15 protein-coding genes are annotated in these 15,434 nt (G+C 43.8%); 12 read left to right on the top strand and 3 right to left on the bottom strand.

What is annotated here, in order from left to right:
* Nucleotides 1–30: 30 nt before the first annotated feature.
* Complete coding sequence (locus DVH26_RS30140; protein WP_239628718.1) at nucleotides 31–471, bottom strand: hypothetical protein; 441 nt, start codon at nucleotides 469–471, stop codon at nucleotides 31–33.
* A 160-nt stretch (nucleotides 472–631) separates the two neighbouring features.
* On the opposite strand from DVH26_RS30140, the gene DVH26_RS30135 reads away from it, so the two are divergent.
* The 7 genes from DVH26_RS30135 to DVH26_RS30105 all read left to right on the top strand — a co-directional run bounded on the left by DVH26_RS30135 (nucleotide 632) and on the right by DVH26_RS30105 (nucleotide 8,483).
* Nucleotides 632–988 carry a VOC family protein gene (locus DVH26_RS30135; protein ID WP_239628716.1) on the top strand — a complete coding sequence of 119 codons (357 nt, stop codon included), beginning with the start codon at nucleotides 632–634 and terminating at the stop codon, nucleotides 986–988.
* A 675-nt stretch (nucleotides 989–1,663) separates the two neighbouring features.
* Nucleotides 1,664–3,352 carry a pectate lyase family protein gene (locus tag DVH26_RS30130; protein ID WP_239628713.1) on the top strand — a complete coding sequence of 563 codons (1,689 nt, stop codon included), beginning with the start codon at nucleotides 1,664–1,666 and terminating at the stop codon, nucleotides 3,350–3,352.
* 182 nt (nucleotides 3,353–3,534) lie between these two features.
* Nucleotides 3,535–4,512 carry a hypothetical protein gene (locus DVH26_RS30125; protein WP_239628711.1) on the top strand — a complete coding sequence of 326 codons (978 nt, stop codon included), beginning with the start codon at nucleotides 3,535–3,537 and terminating at the stop codon, nucleotides 4,510–4,512.
* Between the two features lie 286 nt (nucleotides 4,513–4,798).
* Nucleotides 4,799–5,713, top strand: coding sequence for a DMT family transporter (locus DVH26_RS30120; RefSeq protein ID WP_239628709.1), 915 nt, complete (start codon nucleotides 4,799–4,801; stop codon nucleotides 5,711–5,713).
* A gap of 160 nt (nucleotides 5,714–5,873) precedes the next feature.
* Nucleotides 5,874–6,551: a helix-turn-helix domain-containing protein gene (locus DVH26_RS30115; protein WP_239628707.1), complete on the top strand. Its 678-nt coding sequence runs from the start codon at nucleotides 5,874–5,876 to the stop codon at nucleotides 6,549–6,551.
* Nucleotides 6,509–7,429: an IS3 family transposase gene (locus tag DVH26_RS30110; protein WP_345774081.1), complete on the top strand. Its 921-nt coding sequence runs from the start codon at nucleotides 6,509–6,511 to the stop codon at nucleotides 7,427–7,429. The genes DVH26_RS30115 and DVH26_RS30110 overlap by 43 nt, the downstream gene beginning before the upstream one ends.
* A gap of 184 nt (nucleotides 7,430–7,613) precedes the next feature.
* Complete coding sequence (locus DVH26_RS30105; protein WP_239628705.1) at nucleotides 7,614–8,483, top strand: YitT family protein; 870 nt, start codon at nucleotides 7,614–7,616, stop codon at nucleotides 8,481–8,483.
* Between the two features lie 291 nt (nucleotides 8,484–8,774).
* On the opposite strand, the gene DVH26_RS30100 is transcribed toward DVH26_RS30105, so the two are convergent.
* Nucleotides 8,775–9,647 (bottom strand): aminoglycoside phosphotransferase family protein, encoded by an 873-nt coding sequence (locus DVH26_RS30100; RefSeq protein ID WP_239628703.1) that lies wholly within the window; start codon nucleotides 9,645–9,647, stop codon nucleotides 8,775–8,777.
* A 595-nt stretch (nucleotides 9,648–10,242) separates the two neighbouring features.
* On the opposite strand from DVH26_RS30100, the gene DVH26_RS30095 reads away from it, so the two are divergent.
* Nucleotides 10,243–10,935 carry an aspartate/glutamate racemase family protein gene (locus DVH26_RS30095; protein WP_239628701.1) on the top strand — a complete coding sequence of 231 codons (693 nt, stop codon included), beginning with the start codon at nucleotides 10,243–10,245 and terminating at the stop codon, nucleotides 10,933–10,935.
* 292 nt (nucleotides 10,936–11,227) lie between these two features.
* Here DVH26_RS30095 and DVH26_RS30090 read toward each other — a convergent pair whose 3' ends face one another.
* Nucleotides 11,228–12,196 carry an AraC family transcriptional regulator gene (locus DVH26_RS30090; protein ID WP_239628698.1) on the bottom strand — a complete coding sequence of 323 codons (969 nt, stop codon included), beginning with the start codon at nucleotides 12,194–12,196 and terminating at the stop codon, nucleotides 11,228–11,230.
* A 192-nt stretch (nucleotides 12,197–12,388) separates the two neighbouring features.
* Here DVH26_RS30090 and DVH26_RS30085 point away from each other — a divergent pair, with 192 nt between their 5' ends.
* From DVH26_RS30085 to DVH26_RS30070, 4 genes are all read left to right on the top strand, one after another.
* Complete coding sequence (locus DVH26_RS30085) at nucleotides 12,389–13,795, top strand: MFS transporter (protein ID WP_239628696.1); 1,407 nt, start codon at nucleotides 12,389–12,391, stop codon at nucleotides 13,793–13,795.
* A 54-nt stretch (nucleotides 13,796–13,849) separates the two neighbouring features.
* Nucleotides 13,850–14,011, top strand: coding sequence for a hypothetical protein (locus DVH26_RS30080; RefSeq protein ID WP_239628694.1), 162 nt, complete (start codon nucleotides 13,850–13,852; stop codon nucleotides 14,009–14,011).
* A gap of 111 nt (nucleotides 14,012–14,122) precedes the next feature.
* On the top strand, nucleotides 14,123–14,461 hold the full coding sequence (locus DVH26_RS30075) for an antibiotic biosynthesis monooxygenase family protein (RefSeq protein WP_239628693.1): 339 nt from the start codon (nucleotides 14,123–14,125) through the stop codon (nucleotides 14,459–14,461).
* A gap of 285 nt (nucleotides 14,462–14,746) precedes the next feature.
* The gene (locus tag DVH26_RS30070; protein ID WP_239628692.1) at nucleotides 14,747–15,349 is read left to right on the top strand and encodes a nucleotidyltransferase domain-containing protein; all 603 of its coding nucleotides are present in this window, start codon (nucleotides 14,747–14,749) and stop codon (nucleotides 15,347–15,349) included.
* Nucleotides 15,350–15,434 lie beyond the last annotated feature (85 nt).

The following is a 15,434-nucleotide window of genomic DNA, read 5'->3' as shown; positions in this document are numbered from 1 at the left end:
TTAGCGACAATGGAGTGTTTTATCGTGCTTTTAATTACATATCTCAAGCTTGCTCCTAATTTTTGCGATTCCTTTTTTAAGTTCTTCACGATTCTTTCCGCTCTTGATCCAAATAGGAAGCCTGCTTGCCAAACTTTGATTCATATTCGGAAGTACTTCACGTAAAGAAGCAGTGATATATCTATCCATAAAGTCTAAATGCTCTTTATTATATGCCCAAAGCAATTTCCCGCAGCAATTAGTCCTCAACCACAGATTCAAGCCCATAAATGTTCCGTTTCCCCATGTACCAACTGTAGGACTAGTCAGAACTCCACAATGTTTGCATTGCATGATATAACCAAATTTCCCATCTATTCTCCTTAATCCTTTGGCACATTTCATGCAATGAGGGCACTCAATGAGAATATTATGGTTGAATATAAAATCATAAATTCTTTCACCTTGATCTCTAAATCTTGAGTCAGTCATTTCAATAAGTTCTTCCTTTGCAGAGTAAAATGATCCGAGGCTTACAGGTTTCCTCAATAACAGTACACTATAGCTTAATAAATATAAACCTTATTTTTCCATTCCGTGATAAAATAATCTCAAATCCTTGTACTTAGATTAATTAGGGAGTGTGAGAAGCATGAGTATTGTATTAAGTAAAGTAGGAGCCGTTTTTATCCCAGTCCGTGATATTAAAGAAGCAAGGGAATGGTATTGCTCCATTCTAGGACTAGAACCTACGTTTGAAATTATTGCAGGCCATCTTTGTTGTATACCTTTGGATAATAATGGACTAAATCTAGTGTTAGACAGCAAAATATACGATGAGGATTCATACTTTAGACATCCTGCTTTCCATTTTAATACCAACGATATACATAAAGCATACCAATTCTTGAAGGACCTTAAAGTTGAACTTGTTACTGATATTGAGCATGGTCATTGGTTCAATTTTAAAGATCCCGATGGGAACATGTTGATGATTTGTAAATGTTAGAGGCGTTCCGAGCAACGAAAAGGATTAATTGACAAGGAGATCGAGATATTTCATTACCCGATTACTCCAAACAAGCACAGGTAAAGACCATCCGTTACGCTAATGGGTACTGGTGGAGCTGACATGAGCTCAGCTCCTTTTTGATATGCGTACAACCATATTTAGTTTTTAAACATGTATTTGCCTGGCACAAATAGCAGCATGGAATGATTATCACTTTTACACTAATTTGGAATGTGAGTGAGATATAAACCAAACGGGTGATCAAATAGATTTAACATATACCGCTTGTCTGATTTGATTAGGTCTCATTGTGTTTATTATACATCCCATTTTTTTTGATGATACAATCGGTCCGTGTAATGTAAACGATATTTCTGCTGACAGTTGTGCAAGAATTGAAGTTGATGTAGACACTAAGACAGATTTTCAGAGAGTTAATTCAGGAGAAACAGGATGAGCGTTTCCCCCCATAGATTCACACCATACCCCATGCTATAATCCCAGTAATCATTACCTTTTTCTTATTGATGTACATAACACCGATGAACCGATTTATCTTGACGGAAAATTTTCAGAAATATGGAAGCGCTTTATATGAGGAGGAGGAAGAAGCGGAAATGACAATGGCCGATTTGCGTGGGTGTAGTAACTATTTGAAGGAGGGGGTTTATTATGATGAAAAAAGTCTTAAGTAGTTTGGTGATAGGAAGTCTATTGGTGACTTCATCTTATATTATCACAAGCAGTAAAGCAGAGGCCGCAGTGATTACTTCCATACCAAATACGACAAAAGTTGAAAAACGCTATGATTCCAGCTTTTTATCCGTAACCGGCTATGCTTCTTTGGGAGTAAACGATAGAAGTAGCTATGTGGGAACATCGTATTATCGTACTGTTAGTAATGGAAGAGAGTTTTTACAAGCAGTCCTGGACGCGAGTAATGGTACTGTTAAAGTAATTGAAGTTACGGACAATATTAACTTAGGATGGACTGAGTTAGCTCTAGACTCGACAGAAAGATCAAAGTACAGCTTCGTTACCAATTATCCGAAACCATCGAACGGATTCACGAATCCACTGTTAATCGCTTCCGGCGTATCTAAATTAAACATTTCGAATGTAGATGGGTTAACCATCTTCTCCAAGTCAGGCAAGACCATTAAGCATGCGGAAATAAAACTGCAGGGTTCAGCTAACGATATTGTTATTAGAAATCTCAGATTTGATGAAATGTGGCAATGGGACGACTCTGGAAAGCATAAAGAGGTCGGTTGGTCATTTATCAAGGTGAATGGAGCTAACAATGTATGGATTGACCATTGCAAGTTTTCCATAGCGGCAGATGGAATGATTGATATGGAAAACGGTGCATCCAATGTAACGCTTTCTTGGAATGAATTCGGATTAGAAGCAACGGAGAATCCAGATGAGAGCAGTTCCATCTACCAGTCCATCGAATATATGGAGCAGCAATATGCTGCAGGTGCATTGGACCCGTCAACAAGCGTTTACTATAAAATGCGTAACGAGGGCGCTACCAAAAAACAGATTATGGCATATGCAGCCTATCACTCTAAAGTTCATTTGGTAGGCTCCGGCGATAAGGATTATACGAATTATGTTAGTCCTGCCGGTGTCGAGGTCAAAGACGGGAATCAAAGACTCCGATTGACCATGGCGTACAATCGTTATACGAATGTTGGACAGCGTTTGCCGATGATTCGTCAAGGAACCGGCCATATATTTAATAACTATTTTGATAATTCGTCGCATCAGAGTGTATTGGATAGTGTATATGCTATCTCAAAATATGGCGGAGATACATTAGCACGTGGAGTGAATTCAAGAAACGGCGCTTCGATAGCAGCAGATACCAACGTGTATAATGCTTTTAATGAGCCATTGATAGGTGCAGAACGTCAGGGTGACGATACAGGAAATATGAGCGCGCCATTTAATGAGCTATTTAAAGATGCGCTTAACCATAGTTTAATTGTAAATTCAAAAGTAACAAATAAAAGCGGATCTTATATAGGAAGCAGCTGGGATAATAATGGTGATAACCTGTTTACCAAAGGAATCACTTGGTATGACAAATCAACGATCGGAAAATGGGCTTGGTCTTCACATATCGTCGGGGTAGAAAATATGAGTAAATCGAACCCGCCAAGCACACCGTTTACTTTCACCTATGATTACGATGAGCAATTGCCTTATGCGTATAAAACCGTCCCGCTAAACAGCGTTGTACCAACAGTAGCAAAATACGCCGGAATATCAAAAAAAGTTAAATTTAGTACTGCTGACTGGTTAAAAACAAACTATATGAATGCACATTCAGCTGTTGAAGTAGAAGATTGACGATCTGATATGAAGAATTTTCCTTGCTAGGGCTGCTTAGGCAGTCCTTTTTCTTTTCCTCAACACCGCAGCGGTTCCAAACTTATGCTTCCCTCCTTAAGATTAACCAGGAATACACGGGTATAATAATAAATAAGTGTGTATACATACAGGTAAGCTATGGAAAAGGAGCGGTGAACAAAATGACTACATCAGGGTTAACTTTCGGGATTTACCCTCTAAGTGTTGCCGGTACCCCGACCGGTTTGGCAGTTGGTCCGAAAGATGACTACGACAAGATCGGGAAGGCGCTTCAACTACTTCGAGGGAACTCGAATAGGTTAGTCCCGCGAAACTACCTTGTTTATACGAAGCCTGATTCAGAGCCTGGCCTAATCTCATTTGTTGAACGGCTTCTTCATTCCGGATTATTAGGTGATCTTGCTATCGGATGGCTTCAGACGGCAGATATCGAAATGGATGAATGGCTGGCGTTTATCCGCAAAATCGTGAGGGAATACGGCCCCCACATGACTTCTCTTCAAATTACAAACGAACCGAATTTGTCATTTATGGAAGGTTCGAAGCCTTACACGCGTCAAGCCTTGGTAGAAGGGGTGATCGCAGCCAAAGAGGAAGTCCTGAAATGCGGTCTTCAGATGAAAATCGGGTTCGGGTCCGTGCCTGAAAGTCCCGTGTCGGTTCCCCGTTTCTGGGCAGGACTTGCTGAGATTGGAGGCAGCAGGTTTGTAAACTCTCTCGATTTCGTCGGCCATAACTTCTATGTGGACGTATTCGAGGAGCCGCTTGCCTTAAGCGACATCCCTGCTTCTGTGGAACGAATACTTCGAGATTTGAGGCAAAACCATCTGGTTGAGGCTGGGATACCCGCCTCAGTTCCGATCCGGGTGACCGAGAACGGATGGCCTACTGGACAGAATCCTTTTACTAATGAGGAAAGAACATATGATCATCAATCGGCTGTTCTCGACAAGGTGATCCGTACGGTTTATCAGTTACGCGAAGATCTCCACATTACCCACTATGTGTTTTTCGGTTTGCGAGATCCAGATAGCTCGAAGCCGGATTTGTTTCATCAGTTCGGCATGATGAGGGACGATTATACACCAAAGCCGGCCTTTTCCGTGTACCAATGGTTGATACAGGAACTGGGCAATTAAATCTTCGTTTGACATAAAAAAAGGGATTCATCGGCTGACCTCGTAATCGCCATAGCAGATGGAGAACGAAACAAAAGGGATTCAACATATTATACATGACTACAGTGTGGAGTCTCTCGTTTCTGATTTTCCCTGATTTTAAGTTTTAATAAACTGAGAAAAATACGGTAACAGATGTCCACTATTATGTTATAATCTCACACGATGGTAGGTTACTGCGTGCGGACGCGCTGAAGCGGCGGGCGTGGCGGCCGTCGCAATTATCTGTCAAGGAGATTACAATTTCATGCCAAATCGTACGGTACTGCTTAAATTATGGGGCGTCTCCCTGCTCTGGGGAGGCAACTACGTGGCGAGCGCATACATGCTGCGCGATTTCTCGCCGATATTTCTTTCCTTTGCCCGCTTGGTTGTCATGTCGCTGTTCCTCCTTTCATTGGCGATCATCAATAAATCGATGCGATGGCCGAAAAAACACGAATGGGGCTTGCTGCTTATGGCCGGCATCACGGGTACGCTGATTAATCAGCTGTTTTATTTTACCGGCTTGCAGGAGTCTACGGCAGGGAATGCGGCGCTGATTATCGCGCTGGCCCCGATAGCGACAACGCTGCTGTCGCGTATGTTCTTGAAGGAGGTCATCACCGGGCAAAAGCTGACCGGGGCCATCGTGGCTCTAATCGGTGTCGTTTGCATCGTCTTGCTCGGGGGCAAACAGCTGGGTATCTCCCACGGCGACGTGTATTTGCTTGTCGCGATGCTCGGCATGTCGGTCAGCCTGCTGTTCATCCGCAAGCTGACGACGGTAATGACTTCGTACGAGGTGACAATCTACTCTACGGTGATTGGCACGATCCTCATGTCACCGGCCGTCGCGGTAGAAGCGCTGAACGGCGACCTGTACGCCAGCCATAGGGTGTTCACATGGGTGCTGCTCGTTTGCGTCGCCGTCATCGGCCAAGGGCTGGCGGGCTTTTGGTGGAACCAGGGCATCGCGGTCGCCGGGGCATCCATGAGCGCGATGTTCATGAACATTCCGCCGTTCATTGCCATCGTTGTCAGCCATTTTGTGCTGGGCGACCCGATCCTGCCTGCGCAGATCGGCGGCGGGGTACTGATTTTGGCCGGCGTTGCGATCACGAACATGAAGCGGCGGCTGCCGCGCGAGCCGAAAGCGGGATTGGGTGTCAAGGGCGCCTAATTGCCAACGGCAGCAGCGAGCCGGTAACCAGATTACTGCTCTAGAAGGAATGAAATGGATACTCTAATAAAGCCAGGACGGCAGCCGCTAATGATATGCTCCCCTTGCGGTAGACAGGTGAAAAAATAAAACCTGTTTATTGTAAAGAGGAGCTTTTTTCATGGCTAGAGGAAAATATAATGCGCTAGAGAAACTCAATATTCTCGAAGAAGTGTTAAGGGGAGAGATTGGTTTTCTAGCTGCTGCTAAGAAATATGAGATCAACAAAACAACTTTGATGAAATGGCAGCGGCGCTACAAGCTTTATGGGGCTGAGGGTCTGGTGAGCCGTACACATAATCAAAGTTATACCGCTGAATTTAAACTCCAAGCGGTGAAGGATTATCTTGAAGGGGGATTATCCCAATACCAGATCATTGAGAAATACAAGATAGCTAGTACGAGACAACTTTCCGACTGGATTAAGAAGTATAATGGTCATAGCAGCTTAAATGCCTATAAAGGGGAACCAAAAGCTATGACAAAGGGTCGTACTACTACGTGGCAGGAACGGATAGAGATTGTTCAGTATTGCTTGACCAATCAGCATGACTATCAAAAAACAGTGGGACAATTCCAGGTCTCCTACCAACAAGTGTATCAATGGGTGAAGAAGTTTGAAGATGGTGGTCAAGATGCGTTAAAAGATGGCCGGGGCAGAAAGAAAGCCCCGGAAGAGTTAACGGAGGCTGAGCAGCAGAAACTCAAGATGAAGCAGATGGAGTATGAAATTGAGCGCCTACGGGCCGAAAATGCATTTTTAAAAAAGTTAGAGGAACTCGAAAGAAGGCGACGCTAGGTCATATACGACAAGAAACGGTTTACCTTGCCATTCGAGCGCTTCACAAGGATGAATCAATGAGTATTCAGCATCTCTGTGAAATTGCTAGAATTGCACGCTCAAGCTATTACAAGTGGTTAAATTGCGAACCCAGCTCTCATGAGTTAGAGAATGAGCAGCTGATGCAAGTGATGATGGACATCTACGAGAAAGTAGAGCGTACTTTTGGGTATCGTCAATTAACCCTGCATATGTGCAAACAAACCGGAAAAGCGATCAACCATAAACGTGTATATCGGTTGATGAAGCTAAAGGCAATCCAGTCCGTAATCCGTAGGAAGAAACCAAAATATATGCGTTCTACTCCACAACAAGTGGCAGAGAACCTGTTAAACCGTGAGTTTCAAGCAACAGCGCCTAATGAGAAATGGGTAACAGATGTTACCGAATTTAAATATGGCCATGGTCAGAAGGCTTATTTAAGTGCCATTCTCGATCTTCATGATAAATCTGTCGTCTCCTATGTTATGGGACATTCCAATAACAACCCATTGGTATTTCAGACTTTGGAGCGAGCCTTACAAGCGGCCCCTGGAAGCAGGCCTATGCTGCACAGCGATCGTGGTTTTCAATACACATCGCTGGACTTCAAGAAGATTTTGGATGAGAACAAGATGTCTCAGAGCATGTCTCGGGTTGGGCGATGCATCGATAACGGCCCAATGGAATCGTTCTGGGGAACTTTAAAGTGCGAGAAGTATTACTTACACAGGTACGAAACTTTTGATGACCTCAAGAGAGATATTGAGGCTTATATCTGTTTCTACAATAATGAACGATTACAAGCAAAATTAAACGGCCTTAGTCCGATGGAATTCAGGAACAAGGCCGCTTAACTGTTTTATTATTTGTACTGTCTACTTGACGGGGTGCTGTTCATAAACGGTCGGGTGCCGTTTTTATGTTAAACAGGCATTCGACAGGAAGTGATATTTTTTTCGATTTCAGGTAAAATTAATCCAGGTTTGTTTATTGGGTAAAATAATCAGGCTGGACTAAATAACGAAACGAGGTCAAAGAATGAAGACAGAGCACAAACAATCCCCCATGTTAAAGAAAAGTTTACGGGCACTAGCCGTAATCATTGGGGGATTCATCACAGCCTATGGACTTGAGGCGGTTTTAATTCCGAACAGCGTATCCGACGGCGGGGTAACGGGGTTAAGCATCGTTGGATTCGAGCTTACCGGAGTGCCTCTCGGATTGTTAATTGCGATTCTTAATATTCCGTTTATATTTTTAGGATATAAGCAGATTGGAAAAAGCTTTGCAATTTATTCCGTGATAGGTATAGTTTCGCTAGCAGCTGGTACTTCAGTGTTACATCACATTTCGCCCATCATCAAAGGCGATACGCTGCTGGTGACTGTTGTCGGCGGTATTATTATCGGTTTTGGTATGGGTTTGGCACTTCGAAATGGCGGGGCGCTGGATGGTATCGATATGTTAGCCGTATTGCTTTCCCGAAAATTGCCCTTCGGTACTAGCGATCTGATCTTATTTTTAAATACGTTCGTATTTATTGTCGTTTCGACCGTATTCGGTCTTCAAGGGGCTATTATGTCAGCTATCGCTTATTATATTGCCTCCAAAGTGATACATATCGTAGAAGAAGGTTTAAGCGGCGCCAAAACGTTCAAAATTATTAGCAAGCATCCTGAAGAACTGGTGGAGACGATACGCGACCGCTTAGGCCGCAGTGCTACATATAATCTCGTGCAAGGCGCATATTCACACGAGCAGTTCAAAGAAATTACTTGCGTCATTAACCGGCTGGAAGAAAGCAAAATGAAAGAGATCATTTATGAAATTGACTCGAGTGCTTTTGTTATGGTATATGACGTTGCCGAAGTGAAGGGCGGAAACTTTAAGAAACACGATATCCACTAGCAAGCAGGGGAATAAACGTGAATGTGCAGCAAACCTGCTAAAGACAGAACGGCAGCCGATCCTTAAGATTGGCTGCTTTTTTGTTACTCTAGAAGGGCTAATTGCACGCATCAGTAAAACCATGATTTTACTTGCTCGCTTGAAGGAAATGCTAAGGTTATGGGATAATTTAACAGAGTGGAATATAGTTGGAATAACCCATTCGGAAAAAGGGCAGACGGACGCCAGAAATGCTTATGAAGATATAATACGTTGAGCTGACGGTAAGATAGCGGGCGTCCGCTATTCTAGTTAATGCTTTTTATAGTCTCGGATAATTACGTCAATCACTTCCTTGCCCCAATTCGAGGCCTCCGAGCCTTGCTCATTCCAAGCGAAGGTGATGAGTGCTTTCCAAATTGCCCATCCGCGTGCACGATGGACGGTGGCCTCATCAAAATTCATGCGGGTGAGGAATATGCTGCGGCTGACGTCGTCAAAAAAGTTCCAAGCCATCACAAGGTCGCTCGAAGGGTCTCCCACACCCATAGTTCCAAAATCGATGACGCCGCACAGTTTTCCTTCTTTCACGAGAAGATTGCCTACCGCAACGTCGCCGTGCAGCCATAGCGGGGCTGATTGGTATGTTGTCGCAAGGGAGAGCTCCCATATTTCCGTTAAAAGCTGCTGATCGTATTGAAGCGTCTCGATAACGGATCTTGTATCATTGTCGTAAACGGCAAGGTTTCCTCCGCGATGAAAATTTTGCGTACCCGCGGGAACGCCCCGGCTTGCATCGATTGCTTCCAGCTCTTGCAAAAATCCGGCGAGATCTTCGGCAAATTCGTTTTGATTACGAATATTGGAACGCTTGACGGTATCGCCGTCAATCCATCTGTTGACCGACCATGGAAGGGGATATTCATCCGTAGGCTCACCTTTGGCAATAGGAGCTGGAATCGGCAAGGATAGGAAGGGCTTGAATACAGGCAGCCAGGTCAACTCTTTTTCAACAGCTGAAGCGTAGCGTTCATGACTTGGCAGGCGAACAGTCAGCTCGTTACCTAGCCGAAAAGTGCGATTATCATGTCCGCTTTTTTCTACTGGCCTTACCGATAAATCCTTCCACTGTGGAAATTGGCTATTGATTAATCGACGTACTAATTCGGTGGTAATTTCAATCATGTTCTCACCGCTTCCTCTGTATTTGTCCATCCGTTTTTATCTGGAACATCCACCTGATGCATCATTACAATAACTATAAGTGTTGGTTCCGGAGGGATTCAAGGGAGAGAATGGGTATAAGTAAGCTGTTGAACTCTAGTGGAAGGAGATTGATCAATTATGCTCTTAGAAGAGGAAGTTCCCCAATTGTTGCGGGTGGGTTTACTTGTTGTAATGCTCCCTGTATTTGGAATGTTAATTAGCTTCTGTGTTAAATACAAAAAGCATGGATACGGGTGGATTCTTAGCCATTTGTTGCTTTTCACGATGTGCGCGTTCTTTTTAACTAGAATACTGGAAACGAGAGCGTTCACTAGCTCTGCATATAATTCTTTGGCATTTGCGTCGCTAGGGATAGTCTGGGCAATAAGCATATCCTTTTTGGTTAAGGGTCTTCTCGAAATAAGCAAGAGGAGTAGAAGCTAGAGTAATGCTTGAGGTAAACGCTGGTCGTACCGCAGATGCGGTAATATCGTTGGATACAATATTCTCTATTTATTGAATCCATAATCTACATGTGAGAAAATGAAGTTACCAATTCATGAGGTGCTTAATAATGAAAACTATAGGTCTTATTGGTGGAATGAGCTGGGAGTCATCTCTTCTCTATTATCAAATAATTAATCAGCATGTAAAAAAACGACTAGGTGGACATCATTCTGCTAAAAGTCTGATGTATTCGGTAGATTTTCATGAAATTAAGACTCTACAGCATCAGGGAAACTGGGCTGAGGCTACAAATATTATGATTGAGTCGGCACAAAAGCTTGAAAAGAGCGGAGCAGACTTAATCGTCATCTGCACTAATACCATGCACAAAATGGCACATGAAGTAGAAGAAGCGGTGTCCATTCCATTAATTCATATTGCTGACTCTACGGCAAATGAAATTGTTAAAGACGGCATCCAGAAGGTTGCCTTACTGGGAACTGCCTTTACGATGGAACAAGATTTTTACAAGGGCAGACTCAGTGAAAAGTTTGGACTTGAGGTTATTGTGCCAAATGAAGTAGATCGCTCGGTTGTGCATGACATCATCTATCAAGAACTTTGTCTGGGCATTATAAATGAGGAGTCTAAGCAAATGTACTTAAAGATCATTAATGATCTTATACAGCAAGGAGCGGAAGCCGTTATTCTGGGATGTACGGAAATAACTCTACTCATCTCGCAAGACGATTGCGTCATACCCGTATATGATACTACAAGACTCCATGCGGTAAGTGCTGTTGACTTCGCTCTGAACTAGATGGAATTATAGCGAAGAAGACAACCATCATTTCAATAGTTGTCCCTTTGTTTTTATTAAATGGAAATTATCGATGGATCAAGGCCTGGAGGGAAGATTTCTTCAAAGCGGTCCTTTTGTTCATACATGTTATACCAAACATCAGCAATGACATCCGGATCTTCAGCCGTTCCGGACTGTATTATGGTTCCTATGGAAAGATGTCCTACAAATATGCCTAAAACGGAGCCCGCTAATAAGCGCGGCTCCGTTATTTTTGCTTAATATGAAAATGACCCTCTGACCGCCTTCGTTAACTTTCTTCGAATCCCCAAGTATAAGAAGATTTTCGCATGGCTTTAATATCCTGCAGAGGAGGCAGACCAAAAAGCCTTCGATATTCCCGGTTGAATTGTGACGGGCTTTCATAGCCTACTGTCAGCGCGGCCGTCGTTGCCCCTATAGGACCACTCATCATCAAACGCCTGGCTTCTTGAAGGCGAAGCTGCTTCTGGTACTGCAAAGGCCCCATTGTTGTGATCGCTTTGAATTTATGATGCAGCCCGGAAGTACTCATGTTGCAGGATTTGGCGAGTTCCTCCACAGTAAAAGAACGTGTGTAATTTTCTTTAATCCACTGGATCGCCATACCGACTCCATCCGATCTTTGATCAAAAAGAACCCTTTGGAAAAACAAGTGTCCATAACCACCTGAAAGTAAGTTAAAAATCATTTCCTTCTTGATCAACTCGGACAGAAATCGAGCTTCTTTCGGCTTATCGACTAGCTTCAGTAACCGGAAAAATAGATCCAGCAGCCCGGCATCCGATTTACCGATGAAGGCTCCTGCACTCAGATCGTTCTCTCTAGGTTCTGTGTTAATTTCCGCCTCCATGGCCACAGAAGCGATTTCTTGCGTCGTAAAATCAATGCGCAACCCCAAATATGGCAATTCTTTCGTAGCTCCGGTCACTTGGGCGGAAGCGGGCATATCGATCAGCGATGCCAAATAATCCCCCTCTGAGTATTGAAAGATATCTTGGCCAAGGTAAAGCTTCTTTGTCCCTTGCAGAATCAGACAAAAGGATGGAGTCAAGACACCGATACTTCGCGGTATATCGCGACTGTGTTTAATAATGGATAGAAACGGAATTATGGTTGGCGTCCGCCCATCTGCCAGAGGAATTCGATCCGTCATGGCAATTAGCTGATCCAGCGCTTTCTTATGAATAGAAACACTCAGTCCATTGTTAATTCGGTTATCAAGGTGTTGCTCTGGCATGGATTCGCCACCTCCCATCCTTCTCTAAAATTATATAAGCAATGAAATAGATTGCAATACAGAACACATGTAATAACTAACGGATTGCAGTATTAGGCAATTTTTAAGCAGGAACGCTCTACTTCCTTCTGCTGATTCCATCCATAATATTTTTCAGGGATATTATCTTTAAATAAGGAAAGGAACATGTGTATGCATCAGTCAAAATGGATCATATTAACCATTATCATCGCTTGTCAACTTATCGTTGTGCTTGACGCCTCCATTATGGTAACGGCTATACCTGAAATTGGCCGTTCACTTCAAATGTCGACAACCAGCTTGACTTGGGTCCAAAACAGCTATATTTTGGCTTTTGGAGGTTTCTTGCTGCTTGGTGCACGGGCAGGGGATCTCTTGGGGCGCAGAAAAATGCTTGCTGCCGGTATTGGACTATTTTCGTTTACCTCTCTGCTAGCCGGTTTGGCGCCAACAGCCGAGTTTTTGCTTGTTTCCCGTGCATTCCAAGGCTTTGCAGCTGCATTGGCGACACCTGCTGCGCTTGCATTGCTGTCAGCGAGCTTTGTGGAGGCCAAGGAACGTTCTAGAGCGATCGCTATGTACAGCGCGGTTTCAGCTGCAGGCGGCAGCATCGGTCTCATTCTTGGCGGATTCTTCACCGATTTTATTTCTTGGCGCCTCGGTATGTTTATTAATGTGCCTATCGGGATTGTATTGCTGTATTTAGTTCAAAGGTTTATACAGCAATCAGGAACGAGGAACGGACGTTTTGATCTTTGGGGTGCGTTGACCTCCGTAGTCGGCATGACTGCGTTAGTATTCGGCTTTGTTCAAGCCGCGGATTATGGATGGGGGAAACCGGAAACATGGATTCCGCTTGCACTTGGGATGGTTTCGTTAACAGCATTCGTACTGATTGAAGCTCGAGCGGCCGAGCCGATCATCCCACTCCGATTGTTTGCAAGCCGCCAGAGGTCCGGAGCTTATCTTGGAAGGTTCCTCATGGTGTGCGGAAATTTTTCACTCTTTTTCTTTGTCCCTCAATATCTGCAAAATGTCCTCGGCTTCAGCTCATTTGAAGCAGGTTTAGCTTTCCTGCCATTTACAGGCGCCCAGTTTGGGATGATGTTCCTGATGCATAGATTGGTGCACCGTTATGGAAATATGAAAGTCCTGGTGACCGGGATGTTACTCGCAATCATTGGTACACTCTGGTTGAGCCGCCTTGCCTCCGTGCAAGCTCCGTTCTTCCCGCATATGTTCATTCTGCTGGCCATCATGGGTATTGGCGGTGGAATGGTGTTCCAACCGCTCACAGCGTTAGGGCTCTCAGATGTAGATCCTCGAGATACAGGAGCAGCTTCGGGTCTAATTAATGTCGCGCATCAAAGCGGTTCCTCGTTAGGTTTGGCTGTTCTTATAACTGTGTTTAATGTAACTATGCGTTCGGATCCATCTTCAACAATGCAATTCGCCCATGCGGTATCGAACTCCATATTGGGATCCGTCGTATTTATTATATCTGCCCTTGTTGCGACGCTTCTATGCCTACTTCCAACACGCCAGCCTGCTGGAAAACGTGTTATTTCAAACTCTTGACGGATAGAGAGCTGGTGTCATACCTCTTCGGGAAAGGAGAACCCGCCGCTGCGCTTGCTGCTCGGCAGTGATGCCGTTGCAATTGCCAATGCTGTGGATGCAGGCAAACTGGCGGAAACGAAGCGATGGGAGAAGCTCAGCGTCTCGACCGACTTTGAGGCGAAAGAGATGGACCCGAATGTAACACGTAGGTATGACGAATTTAACGATCAATAAGAGAGAGGTACGTTTGAAGGATAGGATAGAATCTTGATACGAAGTTCATGATAAATTAGGGTGAAGCATTACTTAGGATGTTATAGTAACCTACGATAAGGAGATCATGTTATGACTCAAATTGCTATGAATAGTGATGTTCTTACTTTCATTAACGTCTTCACCGTGGCTCCGGAAAATCAGCAGCGTCTGGTTGAACTGTTGACCAGTGCAACGGACGTTTCGGTTAAATATGCGCCGGGATTTATATCCTGCAGTCTTCATAAGAGTATAGATGGAACGAAAGTGACCATGTATGCGCAATGGAGAAGCATGGAGGATTATCAGGCGATGCGAGATGATCCGAAGCCGCTGCCGTATTTTCAAGAGGCACTGAAGATAGCTACCTTTGAACCGGGTATGTATAAGGTCGTCCAAACCTTTGAACAGGCTCAGGTTGGGCAGGCTTAAGCTGCAAAACAGCCTATAAACAGAGTCATTGGATCACGAGTGAGGCGAATTATTGGAATACGCAAAAAAAAGAAACAGACATCGAGTGGTGTCTGTTTCTTTTATTGGGTTTAACTAAATAGAAGCTGCATCATCGTGGCTTCTTAATAATGATATTATAATTTACTCTCCATTATCAGTCTATACTTTCGAGGATAATTCTTATATGTTATTTCATACCGGCCGGTAAAAAGTCTAATTGTATTCAATGGATTCGGTTATGAACCGGAAATGGGAGGGAAAGGTTTGAGGACGGATATAAGTAATTGGATGCCGCTAACGGTTTCGGAAATACATAAACTATTTTCTGACATTCCAATCCGATGGTGTATTGCCGGGGGCTGGGCTTTAGACATGCATCTGCGCAAACAAACCAGGGAGCATAGTGATATTGATATTATTATTACTCGTGAAGAGCAATTGATAGCTTATCAATATTTAAATCGCGATTGGATGCTGTACAGAGCTGAGGATGGCAAGCTTAGTCTTTGGGAAGATGGAGAGTATTTGAACTCGACCCATGATGTGTGGGTTACTAAGAACGATGAGTCGCCTTGGGCTTATCAACTTATGATCATAGATACCGAAGATGATTATTGGATCTATAAGAGGGATAAATCAATTAGAAAGCCAATGGCTGAAATGATATTGAAAACGGTAGATGGCATTCCTTATTTGAGACCCGAAATTCAGCTTCTCCATAAAGCAGGAAGTTCGAAAGTAAGGGAGAAAGATTATATTGATTTCCAAACAATGCTGCCGTCGCTTCTGCATCAAGAAAAAGCATGGCTGAAATCATCTTTAAACCGGCAGTTTCCGGAAGGTCATGACTGGGTCGGTTTTTTGTAAATAGCCTGGGAGGGCCATCTCAGCAGCGGGATTTCCGCAACGCTCGATATAAATAAAGCAGCCTTGATCCGAATAACGTATTGCC

Origin of the sequence: Paenibacillus sp. H1-7 (assembly GCF_022354825.1) — a bacterium.
Taxonomy (GTDB): domain Bacteria; phylum Bacillota; class Bacilli; order Paenibacillales; family NBRC-103111; genus Paenibacillus_S.
The sequence above is the reverse complement of the archived record's forward strand: the minus strand, read 5'-3'. Positions and strand labels throughout refer to the sequence as shown.